The organism is Phyllobacterium sp. GQ127, from assembly GCF_059758635.1.
Genome location: NZ_JCAXDZ010000003.1, coordinates 472297 through 487605, shown reverse-complemented (window position 1 = coordinate 487605; position 15309 = coordinate 472297). Strand labels below are relative to the sequence as shown.

General features: G+C 54.2%; 14 protein-coding genes. 11 read left to right on the top strand and 3 right to left on the bottom strand.

Annotation, left to right across the window (positions count from 1 at the left end):
* Nucleotides 1–15: 15 nt before the first annotated feature.
* The 8 genes from AC6CHM_RS14405 to AC6CHM_RS14370 all read left to right on the top strand — a co-directional run bounded on the left by AC6CHM_RS14405 (nucleotide 16) and on the right by AC6CHM_RS14370 (nucleotide 8448).
* Nucleotides 16–969, top strand: coding sequence for an ABC transporter permease (locus AC6CHM_RS14405; RefSeq protein ID WP_498173590.1), 954 nt, complete (start codon nucleotides 16–18; stop codon nucleotides 967–969).
* Nucleotides 932–1804 (top strand): ABC transporter permease, encoded by an 873-nt coding sequence (locus AC6CHM_RS14400; protein ID WP_307281375.1) that lies wholly within the window; start codon nucleotides 932–934, stop codon nucleotides 1802–1804. Before AC6CHM_RS14405 ends, AC6CHM_RS14400 begins: the two co-directional genes overlap by 38 nt.
* Nucleotides 1804–2646 (top strand): ATP-binding cassette domain-containing protein, encoded by an 843-nt coding sequence (locus AC6CHM_RS14395; RefSeq protein WP_307281371.1) that lies wholly within the window; start codon nucleotides 1804–1806, stop codon nucleotides 2644–2646. Before AC6CHM_RS14400 ends, AC6CHM_RS14395 begins: the two co-directional genes overlap by 1 nt.
* Complete coding sequence (locus AC6CHM_RS14390) at nucleotides 2646–3281, top strand: ABC transporter ATP-binding protein (RefSeq protein ID WP_498173589.1); 636 nt, start codon at nucleotides 2646–2648, stop codon at nucleotides 3279–3281. Before AC6CHM_RS14395 ends, AC6CHM_RS14390 begins: the two co-directional genes overlap by 1 nt.
* A gap of 359 nt (nucleotides 3282–3640) precedes the next feature.
* Nucleotides 3641–4636, top strand: coding sequence for an ornithine cyclodeaminase (locus tag AC6CHM_RS14385; protein ID WP_498173588.1), 996 nt, complete (start codon nucleotides 3641–3643; stop codon nucleotides 4634–4636).
* A complete protein-coding gene (locus AC6CHM_RS14380) occupies nucleotides 4627–5961 on the top strand; it encodes a type III PLP-dependent enzyme domain-containing protein (protein WP_498173587.1) in 1335 nt (444 codons plus the stop codon). The genes AC6CHM_RS14385 and AC6CHM_RS14380 overlap by 10 nt, the downstream gene beginning before the upstream one ends.
* The gene (locus AC6CHM_RS14375; protein ID WP_336440349.1) at nucleotides 5958–7025 is read left to right on the top strand and encodes a PLP-dependent cysteine synthase family protein; all 1068 of its coding nucleotides are present in this window, start codon (nucleotides 5958–5960) and stop codon (nucleotides 7023–7025) included. Before AC6CHM_RS14380 ends, AC6CHM_RS14375 begins: the two co-directional genes overlap by 4 nt.
* 43 nt (nucleotides 7026–7068) lie before the next feature.
* Nucleotides 7069–8448 (top strand): MATE family efflux transporter, encoded by a 1380-nt coding sequence (locus AC6CHM_RS14370; protein WP_498173586.1) that lies wholly within the window; start codon nucleotides 7069–7071, stop codon nucleotides 8446–8448.
* An 88-nt stretch (nucleotides 8449–8536) separates the two neighbouring features.
* On the opposite strand, the gene AC6CHM_RS14365 is transcribed toward AC6CHM_RS14370, so the two are convergent.
* From AC6CHM_RS14365 to acnA, 3 genes are all read right to left on the bottom strand, one after another.
* Nucleotides 8537–8908 (bottom strand): DUF2794 domain-containing protein, encoded by a 372-nt coding sequence (locus tag AC6CHM_RS14365; protein WP_337354173.1) that lies wholly within the window; start codon nucleotides 8906–8908, stop codon nucleotides 8537–8539.
* A 379-nt stretch (nucleotides 8909–9287) separates the two neighbouring features.
* Nucleotides 9288–10142 carry a DUF1223 domain-containing protein gene (locus tag AC6CHM_RS14360; RefSeq protein ID WP_307281356.1) on the bottom strand — a complete coding sequence of 285 codons (855 nt, stop codon included), beginning with the start codon at nucleotides 10140–10142 and terminating at the stop codon, nucleotides 9288–9290.
* Between the two features lie 106 nt (nucleotides 10143–10248).
* A complete protein-coding gene (acnA, locus tag AC6CHM_RS14355) occupies nucleotides 10249–12936 on the bottom strand; it encodes an aconitate hydratase AcnA (RefSeq protein ID WP_115054454.1) in 2688 nt (895 codons plus the stop codon).
* A gap of 283 nt (nucleotides 12937–13219) precedes the next feature.
* Here acnA and ccmA point away from each other — a divergent pair, with 283 nt between their 5' ends.
* From ccmA to AC6CHM_RS14340, 3 genes are read left to right on the top strand one after another with little or no spacing between them, the layout of a single operon-like run.
* Nucleotides 13220–13828, top strand: coding sequence for a heme ABC exporter ATP-binding protein CcmA (ccmA, locus tag AC6CHM_RS14350; RefSeq protein ID WP_498173585.1), 609 nt, complete (start codon nucleotides 13220–13222; stop codon nucleotides 13826–13828).
* Nucleotides 13828–14493: a heme exporter protein CcmB gene (gene ccmB, locus AC6CHM_RS14345; protein WP_307281353.1), complete on the top strand. Its 666-nt coding sequence runs from the start codon at nucleotides 13828–13830 to the stop codon at nucleotides 14491–14493. The genes ccmA and ccmB overlap by 1 nt, the downstream gene beginning before the upstream one ends.
* Nucleotides 14494–14540: 47 nt before the next feature.
* On the top strand, nucleotides 14541–15305 hold the full coding sequence (locus AC6CHM_RS14340; protein WP_498173584.1) for a heme ABC transporter permease: 765 nt from the start codon (nucleotides 14541–14543) through the stop codon (nucleotides 15303–15305).
* Nucleotides 15306–15309: the final 4 nt, after the last annotated feature.

Genomic DNA, 15309 nt, shown 5'->3' with positions numbered 1-15309 from the left:
CACGATATTCTTGTCATGGTTGCCAGACGCTTCGGATTTTTGATCCCACTTCTCGTCCTCGTCACCATTGGTGTCTTTGCGCTTGCGGCGGTGAGTCCTTATGATCCTCTTGATGCCTATATGGGCGGTCGTGCCGGAGAGCTCAGCATTGCGCAACAGGCAAAACTCGTCACAGAATTGCGTCTGGATACTCCCTGGTATCTGACATGGTGGGAGTGGATAAGCAGCCTGTGTCGCGGAGAACTCGGCATATCCCGATCGTACTATCAGCCGGTTGCGCAGGTTCTTCGGGACCGATTGCCATGGACCCTTCTATTGGGCGTAACAGGATTGATGATCAGTGTGGTTGTATCGCTCCTGTTGGGCGCCATTGCCGGCTTTCGACCGCAAAGCCTGATCAGTCGCTCGATCGGTGCTCTGACGATCATATTGCAGGCAACCCCTCCATTTGTCCTTGCGCTTTCCGCACTTGGTCTTTTTGCTTTGTCACTGCATTGGGCGCCGACTGGAGGGCTGACATATCCGGGGCAGCCAATAGGCTTTGCATCGACAGTGAGCCACCTTCTGCTTCCAGGCCTGGTTTTGGGCGTAACTCAGATACCATGGCTGGTTTTAAGCCTGAAGGATTCTATTGCCGAAGTGTTGACCTCTGATGCGGTGCGGGGCGCGCGTGTTCGCGGCATCCCGTACCCGATGATTTTGCGCCGACACGTCCTGCCAACTGCATTGCCACCTTTCATAGCGCTGGTGGGCGCGCGGTTACCGGAGCTTGTTGTCGGTTCTGTTCTCGTTGAAACAATTTTCGCCTGGCCGGGCTTGGGAAGCGCGCTCGTCAGAAGCGCGCAATCTCTGGACTTTCCTCTGCTGACCTTTCTCACGCTTGCTATAACAATGCTGGTGCTGATCGGAAATCTTCTGGCGGATGTGATCTATGTCGTTCTCGATCCGCGCGTGGACGCCGATGCTTGAGGTCTCCTGGAATCGGCGATTTTTGCCCTCTCCAGCCGTATCAATAGCCTGGGCTGTACTTATGTTGATCGGCGGCTATGCGTTTATTGTGCCTTGGGTAACCAATGTTGATCCCCTATCGGCTGACTTTGCGCGCAGCGGGCTTGCGCCTGGTGCAGGTGGTCTTTTCGGCACAGACTCTGCTGGCCATGATCTATTTATCAGAGTGGCGGCCGGGCTGCGAATATCGTTGACGATAGCGCTGACGACGGCCGTCGGATCAAGCCTGTTTGGCATGCTGCTTGGAATTCTTGCGGGTATGACGGGCGGCTGGGTCGACCGAACCATTACGCGCCTTATGGATGGAATGAACGCGTTGCCACATGTTTTGCTCGGGGTGATCATCGTGTCCCTATTCCGAGGCTCACTGCTGGCAATTGTTGCCTCTCTTGTTCTAACGCATTGGATTCAGATTGCGCGCATCGTGAGAGCGCAGATATTGGGGCTTCGACATGCCGAATATGTCGAGGCGGCATGGCTTTCAGGGATGAGTCGCTGGCAGATCATTTGGTACCATCTTGTGCCTGCATCACTTGGTCAAAGCATGATCGGACTCGTACTCCTCATACCGCATGCAATCTGGCATGAATCGACCTTGTCGTTCCTTGGGATTGGACTCCCCGTGCACAAAGCATCGCTCGGCACGCTCCTTGCTGATGCGCAAGGGGCTTTGCTGCTTGGGCAATGGTGGCTGCTTGTATTTCCAAGCCTGTTTTTAATCGCGGTTACCTTGTCTATCGGGATTGTGGGTACGAACCTCACGGGCCGCATGAATGGCGTGCGGGGTTCTATTTGATGACTATAATTATAGACGATCTCACCATCCGGCTGCCACTTTTGAACGGCGGTGTCGTACATGCGGTTACACGGGTCAGTCTTACGCTGGAGCGGGGCCGCATTCATGCGGTGGTGGGCGAATCCGGTTGCGGAAAATCAATGATTGCGCAAGCTCTTACAGGGATGCTGCCACGCTCGGCCAAGGTCACAGGCAATATTACTTATGATGGGCAGAGCATTTTTGGGCGGGAACGTGAACTGGCGGGCCGCAATATTGCGCTTATACCACAATCGGCAGCCACCTTCCTGACGCCGGTGCGCACCGTGGGATCGCAGCTCACTGAGACTGTCACTGTCCTTGGCGGCCCGCTTACGCCTAGCGAGCTGATGAGCCATGTTGATCTCAGCCCCACCGCGCTCAGCCTCTATCCGCATGAACTGTCCGGCGGAATGGCCCAGCGCGCCGCGGTTGCCTTCGCGTTGGCGGGAAATCCGCAAGTAATCATTGCTGACGAGCCGACGGCTTCTCTGGATCCCGATCTTACGGTGGGCCTCTTGCGCCTTTTACGCGGGACAGCAGATGCGGGCGCTGCCGTGATCCTCATCACGCATGATATAGCGGAGCTCATCGATAGCGGTGCTGCTGATACTGTCAGCGTCATGTATGCTTCCCGAATGGTAGAGAGCGGGCAGGCACGCGATATATTGGCTGGCGGAGCAAAGGAGCGTTACACCCGCGACCTGCTTGCCGCATTACCCCGCAATGGATTGCACATGATGCCGGGCGTGCCACCCGTGCTTACTGATTTGCCCGAAACCTATAATTACGCGGCACGGCTTTCAGCCGCCGGAGCGCTGTGATGGCTTGCTTGAAAGCAGAGAATGTAATTGTTGAATTCGGGCGTTCCCAGTCTGGTCCCGTCCGGATTCTCGACAAGGTTTGCCTCACTGTTCATGCCGGGTCGATATTGGGTTTGACCGGGCCATCCGGGACAGGAAAAACAACCCTCGGGCGGGTGATGGCGGGCCTTATCCAACCATCATACGGACTGGTCACTTGTGATGGTTTTAGCGTCGGAAATGTCCGTGGCCGCTCCGGCCGAACGGTGCAGGGCAGAATAGGCATGATGTTCCAGTCTCCCCGCCGTTCATGCAATCCAAAACTGACCTTGGGGAAAACCATCCGGCAGGTCGCCAAACCGGATGTTGATGTTGACGAACTCATTGCTTCTGTCGGATTGACACGCGACCTCTTAGAGCGATACCCCGCGCAGGTTTCCGACGGCCAGCTTCAACGCGCTGCCATGGCCAGAACCGTCGCGGCAAAGCCGAACTACATTATTCTCGACGAGATGAGTGCGATGCTTGATCCCGCCACGACCGCTACGGTTGTCAATGCGGTCCGCAGGTTTGTTGCAAATGGGGGCGGTGCTTTGCTGATCAGCCATGACCACGAGTTGGTTGGTGCGGTGGCAGATGAAGTGCGCAACCTCTAAGAGGAAGTCCCGAAAATACCGCCAGTCACCAAAATGTATTCGATACGTAATAGGGATGTAATAATGTTGCGAATAATGATCGTTGTATTTGAAATGCTCGTCCGATTTACAGTTCAATGAATTCCATATTGCAAAGCGAGTAACCAGACGTTCCGTTCATATTGATCCCGTTTTCAGATCAACCTTCATGGAGGTACTTGGGAGTCCGGCCTCCCTCAATTTTGTTGGCACCACCCTTTTAAGCAACGTCTTCACCTGACCTGATTATTTTACATCGGCACAATCAATGCGCCGACTATGGATTACACAAGAAATTATTGCTGTTCATCGCGACAAGATCATTTGGAAAGAGATTAATTTTGACCAAATCCTATATGCACACACCTGCAATTCACATCCTTACCCGTTCCGATCTTGCCGACATTGAGCTGCCGCCAGCTGATATTATCCGGCTCGTGGAAGATGCTTACGCATTCTATGCAAATGGACAATCCCGTTGTCCGACAAAGCTTATGATGCCGCTACCACTCGAGCAGCGCGATGCCGTTGCCTATTCAATGCTTGGTTATGATGGCGCACTCCAACAGGCCGGGTTCAAAACCTCGTACCGTCAAGGCGCCGAGAGCGCGGAAAAATATTACACCACTATCAGCCTTTACGATGACACAACCGGTTTGCCATTTGCGTTGATGGACTGCCATCGCGTAGGCGGCCTGCGCACGCCTGCAACAACGGCACTTATTGCCAGGAGTTGCGCAAAAGAGAATGCCAATTCTGCATTGATGATTGGAACCGGAGCACAGGGCATAAATACGCTTCCTTTTCTTTTGACCGCTCTTCCAGATATCGAAACGCTGCGGCTTTTCGGGACGCACCCGGACGGCATAGCTGCCAGCTTGGAAATGTTTGCACGCTATTTTCCGGGTCGTAGCATCGAGCTGGTAACGGATGTTCCCGCAGCAGTTGCCGAATCTGACATTGTGATCGCCGCCTCGGGTCGTGCCGCCCATCCCAAAGTTGAGACCAAATGGCTGAAACAGGGTGGATTGCTAATTTCGGTCGCAAGCAAGGGCGTCGCAGGCGGAGCGCTGGGTGATGCCGACTATGCCATTGCGACAAATGAAGGTCAGCTGGGCGTCACGGGAAAACGTCTTGCCGGACCCGATGGCATTGCCAGAATTGATGCAGAACTGCCTGATATCATTGTCGGCCGCAAAAGCGGACGCCGTTCACAGCAGGACCGCGTATTTGCTTTCAGCAGCGGCATGATCATCACAGACATTCCTGTTGCCCATGCACTTGCAACAAGAGCCATCGCCGCCGGACGCGGAAACAGGATTGAGCTATGGAAATAGGCCTCAACTCCGTACGCGCCTTGGAGCGCCCCTGGGCGCAGGCTGTAAGGCAGGATTCCACCCTTCTGCGCCAGATCAGCAATGCAATCGAGGGCCCGTTTCATCTCATCCACCCGGATAGTTTTGCCGCCAATCTCGAGTCATTCCAGACTATTCTCAAACAGCGCAATGTGAGCGGGCATGTCTATTTCGGCAAGAAGGCCAATAAAGCGGGAGCGTGGTTGCGCGAAGTGGCAAAACTGGGCGGCTCAGTTGATGTTGCCAGTGTCCCGGAATTTGTTCACGCTCTGGCAAACGGTATTTGCGGCAGTAATATCGGTGTTACGGGAGCAGCAAAGAGTGATGATCTTCTCTGGCTGTCTTGCCGCCATAAAGCAACTGTCGCTATTGACGCCTTGGACGAACTGGAACGGGCAATCAGCATTGCCAAGTATTCTGTTCCATTGCAGATTTTGCTGCGGGTGCTGCCTCCCCGTGCGCCCAATAGTCGTTTTGGGCTGAACCAGGCAGACCTGGATACTGCGCTGAAGCGTTGCGCCGAATCCCGTGAATACGTCATCATGAATGGCTATTCTTTCCACCTTGATGGCTATGCGGTCGCTCCGCGTGCTGAATTGGCATTGGCGCTCATTGATCGCTGCCTTGAAGCGCGCAAGCAAGGGTTTCCCAGTGCCGCTATCTCAATTGGCGGCGGCTTTGCCTGTCATTATATCGATGAGCAGGACTGGCATTCCTTTCTTGAAGCAATGGACCCGTCACAGTTTCACGCCGGGAAGACCTTTAACCACTTTTATCCATACTACCAGTCGCCAACCGGCGCCGCGATGCTGGATGCCGTACTCCAATCACCCGCCACGACTGGCACTTTGGCTTCGCGCCTCACTGATGCGCAAATTCAGCTCTATCTGGAACCTGGAAGAGCTCTGCTGGATGGGGCGGGGATGACCGTCTTTCCTGTGCAGGGATATAAACAGAACGACAAACACGGGATCGTTACGGTTGCAGGGATCAGCATGAGCTTGTCCGAGCAATGGAAGAACAGTGAGTTTCTGCCTGCACCATTTCTTGTTCAACACGGAGAGGCTCGGCCACAGAACCCCGTCAGCGCGGCGATCGGTGGATCGAGCTGTATGGAATATGACGTCCTGACGTGGCGGAAAATCAATTTCCCTGCGCCACCTCGTTATGGCGACCACATCATCTACCCCAATACTGCCGGCTATCAGATGGATAAAAATGAAAGCGAGTTTCACCAGCTTGCCTTGCCCCCCAAGATCGTCGTGACCGAGGACAATGAGCGTTTTACGTGGAGGATTGACCGATGAATGTGTATAGCAATCCTTCCTTTGAACGTATTAAAACCAAATCTTCCGAGCTGATTGGCGACACACCATTATTGGAGCTGTCGCGCACCGGTTCGGGCAGCCGGCTGCTGCTGAAATTGGAACAGTTTAATCCAACCGGCTCATGTAAAGTGCGGATGGCCCGGGAGATGATTCTTGCGGCCGAGCGCGATGGCAAGCTCAAACCAGGAGGACATATTGTTGAACCAACCTCGGGCAATACAGGAACCGGGCTTGCATTGATCGCTCTTGAGCGTGGTTATAAATTTACGGCCGTTGTGGATAATCATGCCTCGCGCGACAAACTGCGGGTCATGCAAGCGATGGGCGCCGAGCTTGTATTCGTGGAAAGCAATACCGAGGGTCCGAGCACGGTTGCCAGACGCCGTGTAGCTGGCGAGATTGTAAAGGCTACCGGCGCTTTCTGGCCGGATCAGCACTACAATCCGAGCAATAATGAGGGCTATACCGGGCTAGCCATGGAACTGCTTCGGGATGTTGGAACAGATATCGACTATCTGGTTGGCGCGGTGGGAACAGGGGGAACACTGTGTGGAACGGTCAAAGAACTGCATCGTCTCGGTTCTCATGTGACAAGCATTGGCGTGGAGCCTGCCGGATCGATTATTTTCGGCGGAGCCCCGGGCAAATACTGGCAGACCGGGGCCGGAGCGCCGGCCGGTTTTACGGTTGGACCCAATGTCGAGCACGAACTGATCGATGAGGGCCTTACAGTAAACGATATTGATGCGTTCACGGCGGCACGTGTGGTGGCGCGCAGAACCGGCCTTCTCGTTGGCGGCACTGCAGGCGCTGCCATCCACGTTGCTCTCAAACGTTTGGCGCTCGTGGAGCCAAAGAGCATTATGGTCGTCCTGGTTTGTGATGCCGGAGAAAAATATCTCGACAGCGTTTTCAATGATGATTGGCTTAACGAGCGGCAGCTTCTGGACAAACCGGCGCATCGTCGCCTTGACCAGCTTTTTGACGCCTATATTGAATCGATAAGGTTGGCATCAGTGCCTCCGACGACGTTGTGGGCCTAAAGCGATGCCGATAAATTTCAGACAGTATAAAGAAATTCTGGATTTGGCTGCGCCCATTGCAGGTATCCAGTTTGCCCAGGTTGCCCTGACAAGCACCGATCTGCTGATGATGGGTTTCATCAGTGTTCAGGCCGTTGCAGCCGGGGGCCTTTCGCTGCTGCTTTATAACCAGTTGCGTACCATGTGCGTTGGTATGGTGACGGGGGTTGGCAATCTCATTGCTGCTTCGGTCGGACGCAGCGAGAAACGTACCGGAACATCTGCAATTGACGACGTCGCGACTGACGAAATACGCGACCTGCTGTGTGCCTCAATGTTGATTGCAACAATTGCGGCGACGATTGCCGGCGTCATATTGGTGATTTTCAGCCAAATCCTGACTTTCCTTGGCCAAGCGACTGCGGTGGCAACTTTGGCCAAGCCGATCATGCTGACCTTGGCCCCGGGCTTGCTGCCAATGCTGTGGCTAAACGTGTTGCGGCAGTTCGCGGTCGGCATGCGCCGCGCCGGTTCCTTATTGACCGTTACGATAATATCCATAGCCGTCAATGCTGGCCTGAACCTGATCTTCATCTATGGTTGGCTCGGGATACCTCCGCTTGGATTGGCTGGAATTGGCCTTGCCACCACCCTGGTTCAGGCATGGACATTTCTGGTCTATCTGAGAACCGTCCGGCGTGATGATGCGCTCAGGCCTCTGCTTGCGCTCGATGGATGGCGGGCACGCCCGGCAACATTGGCGATGATTACCCGGATGGGCCTGCCGATCACGCTGACATATGGTTCGGAAGCAGCCATCACTTCGATAGCAACGGTTTTCATGGGAACCTTCGGGCCATTAGCATTGGCGGCTTCCAATATCGTCAATCAACTTGCCTATATTGTTTACCAGCTCAATATTGGCCTTTCGCAAGGTTCATCAATTCTTGTGAGCAGGACGGTCAGCAAGGGGCAGGCAGATCAGGTCAGCGCTATTGCACGACGAACATTCGCGATCAGCTTCAGTGCAATGGCAATTATCGGCCTCGTCTACGTGTTCCTGCCTGAAATAGTTTTGCTTCCATTTCTCGGTGGCCGGGCCGATCCATCCCTGTTCGGGGCGGCAGCCACATTATTATGGTTCGCCATTGCGCACCAATTCTTCAAAGGCTCACAGAATATCTGTGTCGGCTTGCTACGTGGGCTTGGAAAAACGAAAGTGGCCCTGTTCAATACACTTGTGGGCTACTGGCTTATCGGCATTCCCGCGATGGTGTTGTGCGCATACGGGTTCGGATGGGGCAGCTATGGCATCTGGTTCGGGTTGTGCCTTGGCTTTGGCAGTACAAGCATTCTGTTATGGTGGCGCTTTATTGCGGAGCTTAACACCGCCCGGCTGGCCATTTCTAAAAATCAGCAAGCTTTCCAGATAATATCGGGCTGATGCGCTTCAGAAAGATAAAGCCATGCGTGAGCAATGTTTCAAAGATCGCGCTTGGCAGATTTGGCATGCACTATCGAGCGGGCCTGCTCTAGCTGCGTACGATGCTCAGCGTCTTGTCAAAAATGCGCAAGACCCTGTCGAGTTCGTGCCCGCGTTTAAGAATAAGGCCGCCTGCGGCGATAACGCTATAGGCACCCTGTTTGCGTGACAGTTTCGGGTTCTTTTCAATGCGGAACATCGGGACTTCGCTGGTGCGCCGGAAAACCGAAAAGATTGCCCTGTCGGAAAGATGGTCAATGGCATAATCCCGCCATTCGCCAGCGGACACCATAAACCCATAAACACGCAAAATTTGATTGAGTTCGCGCCGGTCGAAGGTAATCGGCAAATCATTGTTTCGAACGAGGGGGATGAGTTTCGCCTGGCGCTGCGAATCGTCGCCACCTGCATTGCTTTCCATCAATCAACCGCCTTTGAATTTGTCGTGTGACACCTGGATGACAATAAGGTGACCCCATCTGGACAATTTTACAAGCTTGCAATTTTCTTACTGCGCAAATTTTGTGAAAACAGTGCCTTCGTTTCCGCACCTCACGAACCAATACGGGGTGAAGCCAATGGTGATGATGCGACACATTCTCGCCATCTTCCTTACGCATTGCCGCCGAAATTCAAACCGAACATCCAGCTGTGTTGCCAGAGATGGTTTGATCAGGGCAGTTCGATTACCCAAGCCCCCCGCCCAAGCGGATTGTTCAGATCAGATCAATAATCTCAGTATATTTGGCAACATGCCCCAATAGCTCAGGCCGGATTTATCCGGCCTGTTTTTCTTTCAGCTATTTGGACGCCATGATTGACGCACCGATGATTGGCCCGGGCTTGCCGTCGCCAAGCATCTCTTGCAACAGCACCGCGCAACCTGAGGCCTTCTTGCTGGCAAGCTCACTCATTGGGATCTCGATCTTTTGAGCATTGCCATCCCACATGCCCACGGTTTCCATGGCACGAACGCTATTGGCATAACTCACCATACGTCCGGTATTTTCGCCGCCGGGGATAGAGACGATGCTCTCGCGATTGAAATATGCAAGGACGACACGGACAGGATTAGCCGTAACCGATCCTGAGCCTATATCAATAAGAAGCCGGTTTTTTGCAGCTTTCTCAATGGAAACGGACACTGTCAGCCCCATGGGTGTATTGCGCATATCGGCAATGCGGCGGCGAATCTTCGTTTCGTCCTGCCCATTCATATGCTCGCGTCCATTGACGATGACCTGCGGCGTATAAACGCCATTGAGACTCAAGGCTTTGCGATATTCGTTCTGGCGTTCGGTGTTTTCGGGCAAAGCAAGATTGTCGGTCCAGCCCCGATAGTCCCAGTAGTCGACATGGAAAGCCAGCGCCACAACCTTTCCTTCCCCCGCCAGTTCTTTGAGAATAGCATCGGCAGGGGGACATGAACCGCAACCTTGCGACGTATAAAGCTCGACGACGCCTTCCGGCTTGGTTCCCGCATCTTCTGCGCAGACCGGAACCACATAAGCAATCGCTGCCAAAACGGGCAGGCCGATCGCCAAGAGTTTTGAAGTGGTGCGCGTAAGCAAGATTGCGGGGCTTTCTTCGTGAAATTTATAAATCTTATCTGTCAGATTGGTTGCCAGAAGATTGATAGGAGTCCGTTCATTCAAGGGGAAGTCACTTTGAGGTGAATTCGATCACGAATGCTGTACCATTCAACGATGAAGGGCCGCCGATCGCCCGGCGGCCCTTCAAAATCAATTATATGATGTCGAATCAGGCAGCCAGATCGCGCAGAACATATTGCAGGATGCCGCCATTCTTCAGATACTCCAGTTCATCGATAGTATCGATGCGGCAGATCAGAGGAACCTGCTTCACTTGACCATCAGCGAATGTCACTGTCGCAAATGTTTTCTGGCGGGGCTGGATCGTGGCAAGCCCCTCGATGGAGACAATTTCATCACCCTTCAGACCCAGTGACTGCCAGCTTGTACCTTCTTCAAGAACGAATGGGACAATGCCCATGCCGACAAGGTTCGAACGGTGGATACGCTCGAAAGACTGAGAAATAACCGCGCGAACACCGAGCAGATTTGTTCCCTTTGCCGCCCAGTCACGTGATGAGCCATTGCCATACTCCACGCCAGCGAAAATCACCAGCGGCACATTCTCGCGGCGATATTCCATTGCCGCATCATAGATCGGCATTTCTTCCTTGGTTGGATAATGGATGGTGTAACCACCTTCGCGGCCATTCTCACCCAGCATGTGATTGCGGATGCGGATATTGGCAAAAGTACCGCGCATCATCACTTCATGGTTGCCACGACGCGTGCCGTACTGGTTGAAGTCCAGCGGAGCCACGCCATGATCGGTCAGATACTGCCCGGCAGGTGAGGCGGCCTTGATGGAACCGGCCGGAGAAATATGATCGGTCGTGATCTTGTCGCCGAACAGGCCAAGAATGCGCGCACCCTTGATGTCGTTGACAATGCCCGGGGTTTTACCCATGCCGACAAAGTAAGGCGGGTTCTGCACATAGGTGGAATTGTCATCCCATGCATAGGTCTGACCGGCTGGCACTTTAACGTTCTGCCAATTTTCATCGCCCTTAAACACATCCGCATATTTTGCCGAAAAGAGCTTGCGGGTAACGTTCTTGGTGATGAATTCCTGGATTTCATGGCTGGAAGGCCAGATATCCTTGAGGAAGACAGGATTGCCATTCTGATCTTCGCCGAGCGGCTCGGTTGTCAGATCCTTGGTAACCGTTCCGGCCAAAGCGTAAGCGACAACCAGCGGCGGCGATGCAAGATAGTTAGCCTGCACGTCCGGCGATACGCGGCCTTCGAAGTTGCGGTTGCCGGAAAGAACAGCAGCAGCAATCAGACCCTTATCATTGATGGTCTTGGAGATCGGCGCAGGCAATGGACCGGAGTTGCCGATGCATGTGGTGCAACCGAAGCCGACAAGATTGAAGCCAAGCTTGTCGAGTTCAACCTGCAGACCTGCGCTTTCCAGATAGGCGGCAACGACCTGCGAGCCGGGGGCGAGCGAAGTCTTGACCCAAGGCTTGGATTTCAAACCCTTGGCAACTGCGTTGCGGGCGAGGAGGCCAGCGGCAATCAGAACACTTGGATTTGACGTATTGGTGCAGGACGTGATGGCGGCAATGGCAACGTCGCCATGGCCCAGATCATAATTCTCGCCCTCGACCTGATAACGCGCATCGAGTTGTTCAGTCTTCTTGTATTCCTTCTGCAATGATTCGCGGAAGCCGGAAGCAATTCCTTCCAGCGCGATACGGCCTTCAGGACGCTTGGGGCCAGCCATGGAAGGCACAACCGTGCCGAGATCCAGTTCCAGCGTATCGGTGAAGACCGGATCAGCAGAGCCCGCTTCACGCCACATGCCCTGAGCCTTTGAATAGGCTTCAACCAACGCCAGACGATCTTCGTCACGGCCAGACATATGCATATAGTTGATGGTTTCATTGTCGATCGGGAAGAAGCCGCATGTTGCGCCATATTCCGGACCCATATTGCCGATGGTGGCGCGGTCAGCCAATGTCATCGAATCAAGACCGGGGCCGAAGAACTCGACGAACTTGCCGACAACACCCTTCTTGCGCAGCATCTGAACAACGGTAAGAACCAGATCGGTTGCCGTAACGCCTTCCTTGACCTTGCCGGTCAGGCGGAAGCCGATGACTTCCGGAAGAAGCATGGAAACTGGCTGACCGAGCATGGAAGCCTCGGCTTCGATGCCGCCAACGCCCCAGCCAAGAACGCCAAGACCATTGACCATGGTGGTGTGCGAGTCCGTACCAACGCAGGTATCAGGATAAGCGACAGTCACGCCGTCTTCTTCCTTGGTCCAGACGCCTTGTGCCAGATATTCGAGGTTGACCTGATGGCAAATGCCCGTGCCGGGCGGAACAACGCGGAAGTTCTTGAATGCCTGTTGGCCCCATTTCAGGAAGCGGTAACGCTCGCCATTGCGCTCATATTCCAGATCCACATTGCGCTTGAAGGCTTGTGGATTGCCGAATTCATCGACGATGACGGAATGGTCGATAACAAGATCGACCGGGACGAGCGGATTGATCTTTTCAGGGTCACCACCAAGATTGACCATTGCATCACGCATGGCGGCAAGATCGACGACTGCTGGAACGCCGGTGAAATCCTGCATGAGAACGCGGGCAGGGCGGTAAGCAATTTCTGCCCCGGCAGAACCGCGATCAACAAGCCACTTGGCGACATTCTCAATATCTTTCTTGAAAACCGAGCGGTTGTCTTCAAAGCGAAGCAGGTTTTCAAGCAGGACTTTCATGGAGAATGGGAGGGCGGAAATGCCTTCCAAGCCGTTCTTTTCGGCTTCGGTCAAACTGAAATAAACATATTCCTTATCCCCTACGGTGAGGGTTTTACGGCATTTAAAACTATCGATCTGAGACATTTTGCGTTCGTCCTTATGCTGCGGCCTAACCCGGGACGAACGCCTTTGCCGCGTTTCAAGGACGCGCTAAGGTGCGGGTGCAGTCATTTCCGCTGTCCGTCCCAGCAAATACCGGGAAGTATTCGCTTGAGATCGGCCAAAATTGTTTCCATGCCGACCGCTGGCATGGTTGACTGGTATATAGAGTTTTTCCGCGATTTGTGCCAGACCGTAAGGCGCAAAAATACGGGCTGCGGCGAAATGGTCATTTGGTTGCGCTCAAAACAGAAAAAGCGGGTTTTTCATGCAGTTAGTGGCCAAACGGTTGGGCGGAGAGCGGGGCGGGGAAATCTTGTTTTCTGACCTCAACTTTACCATTCAGGCTGGCGAAGCCCTACTCATCACCGGGCCAAATGGCGTCGGCAAATCGACCTTGTTGCGAATCGCGGCAGGATTGTTGCGGCCAGCCGAGGGAGAAATAGTGCTGCAGGATAATCGCGAGCAATTCGAAACGCTGGGCGCGGCATGTCATTTTCTCGGGCATATGAATGCGATGAAACCCGCGCTGACGCTGGACGAAAATTTGCGGTTTTGGCAATCCTTTTATGGCGGCGGAGCGCGGCATGTGTCCGAAGCGCTTGAAATGGTGGGACTGGCCGATATCGGCCATTTGCCCTTTGGCTATCTTTCCACCGGCCAAAAACGCCGCGCCAGCATAGCGCGGCTTCTTTCCAGTGACAGGCCCGTATGGCTTTTGGATGAGCCGACCGCTGGACTGGATAAGTCATCCGAAACACAGTTTTCGGCGTTGATGCAGGCTCATCTTGGCAATGGCGGTATCATCGTGGCGGCCACGCATCTGCCTCTCGGATTGCCGCATTCGCAAGAACTGACACTCGAGGCTGTTCACTGATGGGCGCTTTGTTCGTGCGAGATGCCCGTCTCGGTTTACGGGCGGGCGGCGGCGCACTGGTCGGGATATTGTTTTTTCTGGCTGTGATTGCTGTCGTGCCTTTCGGCGTCGGGCCCGATCTCAAGCTCCTCGCACGCATTGGCGCGGCCATGCTGTGGATCGGCGCGCTGCTTGCAACGCTCCTTGGCCTCGACCGGCTGTTTCAGGCAGATCGTGATGATGGCTCGCTTGATCTTCTCATCATGAACTCCGAACGCCGCATGCTGGCGATCACGGTGCTGGTGAAATGCCTCGCCCATTGGACAGTGAGCGTTTTGCCGTTGGTTATTGCCGCGCCCTTGCTGGGCCTGTTCATGAACATGGAGCCGCTGGCAATTGGTGCAGTCACATTGACCCTTCTGATAGGAACGCCGGCCATCACGCTTATAGGGGCTGTCGGTGCGGCTGTTGCAGTCTCGCTGCCGCGTGGTGGACTGCTTGTTTCGGTGATTGTTCTGCCTCTTACCATTCCGGTGCTCATCTTCGGTGTATCTGCGTCCTATGGCGCAATTGAAGATCCGGCCCCATTTCTGGCACCTTTGCTTATTCTAGGTGCGATTACATTGTTCTTTGCGGTTATCGGTCCGTGGGCGGCGGCAGCTGCACTTAAATCATCCGCCGACTGACAGACTGGCGAATTGCGCAACGAAATATGAAAAGCTAAGAGATATTTATGAGCAATGTGGCATCCAAATCTGGGCGGTGGACCGATCTGGCGAACCCGACAAGGTTTTTGAACCTTGCGAGTAGCGTCTTGCCTTGGCTTGCCGGGGCAACGCTGATCACGCTTGCGATCGGTTTCTGGATGTCGATGATGGCGCCGGATGATTATCAGCAGGGCATAACCGTCAAGATCATGTTCATCCATGTGCCTTTCGCCTGGCTTTCCATGATGTGCTACACGATCATGTCGATTGCAGCGCTTGGCACGCTTGTCTGGCGTCATCCTCTGGCCGATGTTGCGGCAAAGGCAGCGGCCCCCATCGGCGCTGTTTTTACAGCTCTCGCCCTCATGACAGGTTCGCTCTGGGGCAAGCCCATGTGGGGAACATGGTGGGTTTGGGATGCGCGCCTGACTTCGGTGTTTGTGTTGTTTCTCATGTATCTTGGTGTGATTGCGCTGACGCGCGCCATGGATGATCCGGCGAGATCCGCAAGGGTCACTGCCATCCTCACGCTTGTGGGCTTTGTCAATATCCCGATCATCAAGTTTTCCGTCGATTGGTGGAATACACTTCATCAGCCAGCGTCGGTTATTCGCATGGGCGGCTCGACAATAGACCCTTCCTTGCTCTGGCCATTATTGGTTATGGCAATCGGTTTTACGCTACTGTTCTTCACATTGCACATCATGGTCATGCGCAATGAGATATGGCGTCGCCGGGTCACTGCCATGCGGCGTATCGCGGCGCGCAGCGCAGAACGAAAGGCCACATAATGAG

Excerpts from the sequence above, each read along its gene's own strand:
- AC6CHM_RS14405 (WP_498173590.1), top strand. The coding sequence starts at position 16 with ATGGTTGCCAGACGCTTCGGATTTTTGATCCCACTTCTCGTCCTCGTC.
- AC6CHM_RS14400 (WP_307281375.1), top strand. The coding sequence starts at position 932 with ATGTCGTTCTCGATCCGCGCGTGGACGCCGATGCTTGAGGTCTCCTGG.
- AC6CHM_RS14395 (WP_307281371.1), top strand. The coding sequence starts at position 1,804 with ATGACTATAATTATAGACGATCTCACCATCCGGCTGCCACTTTTGAAC.
- AC6CHM_RS14390 (WP_498173589.1), top strand. The coding sequence starts at position 2,646 with ATGGCTTGCTTGAAAGCAGAGAATGTAATTGTTGAATTCGGGCGTTCC.
- AC6CHM_RS14380 (WP_498173587.1), top strand. The coding sequence starts at position 4,627 with ATGGAAATAGGCCTCAACTCCGTACGCGCCTTGGAGCGCCCCTGGGCG.
- AC6CHM_RS14375 (WP_336440349.1), top strand. The coding sequence starts at position 5,958 with ATGAATGTGTATAGCAATCCTTCCTTTGAACGTATTAAAACCAAATCT.
- AC6CHM_RS14365 (WP_337354173.1), bottom strand. The coding sequence starts at position 8,908 with ATGGAAAGCAATGCAGGTGGCGACGATTCGCAGCGCCAGGCGAAACTC.
- acnA (WP_115054454.1), bottom strand. The coding sequence starts at position 12,936 with ATGTCTCAGATCGATAGTTTTAAATGCCGTAAAACCCTCACCGTAGGG.
- ccmA (WP_498173585.1), top strand. The coding sequence starts at position 13,220 with ATGCAGTTAGTGGCCAAACGGTTGGGCGGAGAGCGGGGCGGGGAAATC.
- ccmB (WP_307281353.1), top strand. The coding sequence starts at position 13,828 with ATGGGCGCTTTGTTCGTGCGAGATGCCCGTCTCGGTTTACGGGCGGGC.
- AC6CHM_RS14340 (WP_498173584.1), top strand. The coding sequence starts at position 14,541 with ATGAGCAATGTGGCATCCAAATCTGGGCGGTGGACCGATCTGGCGAAC.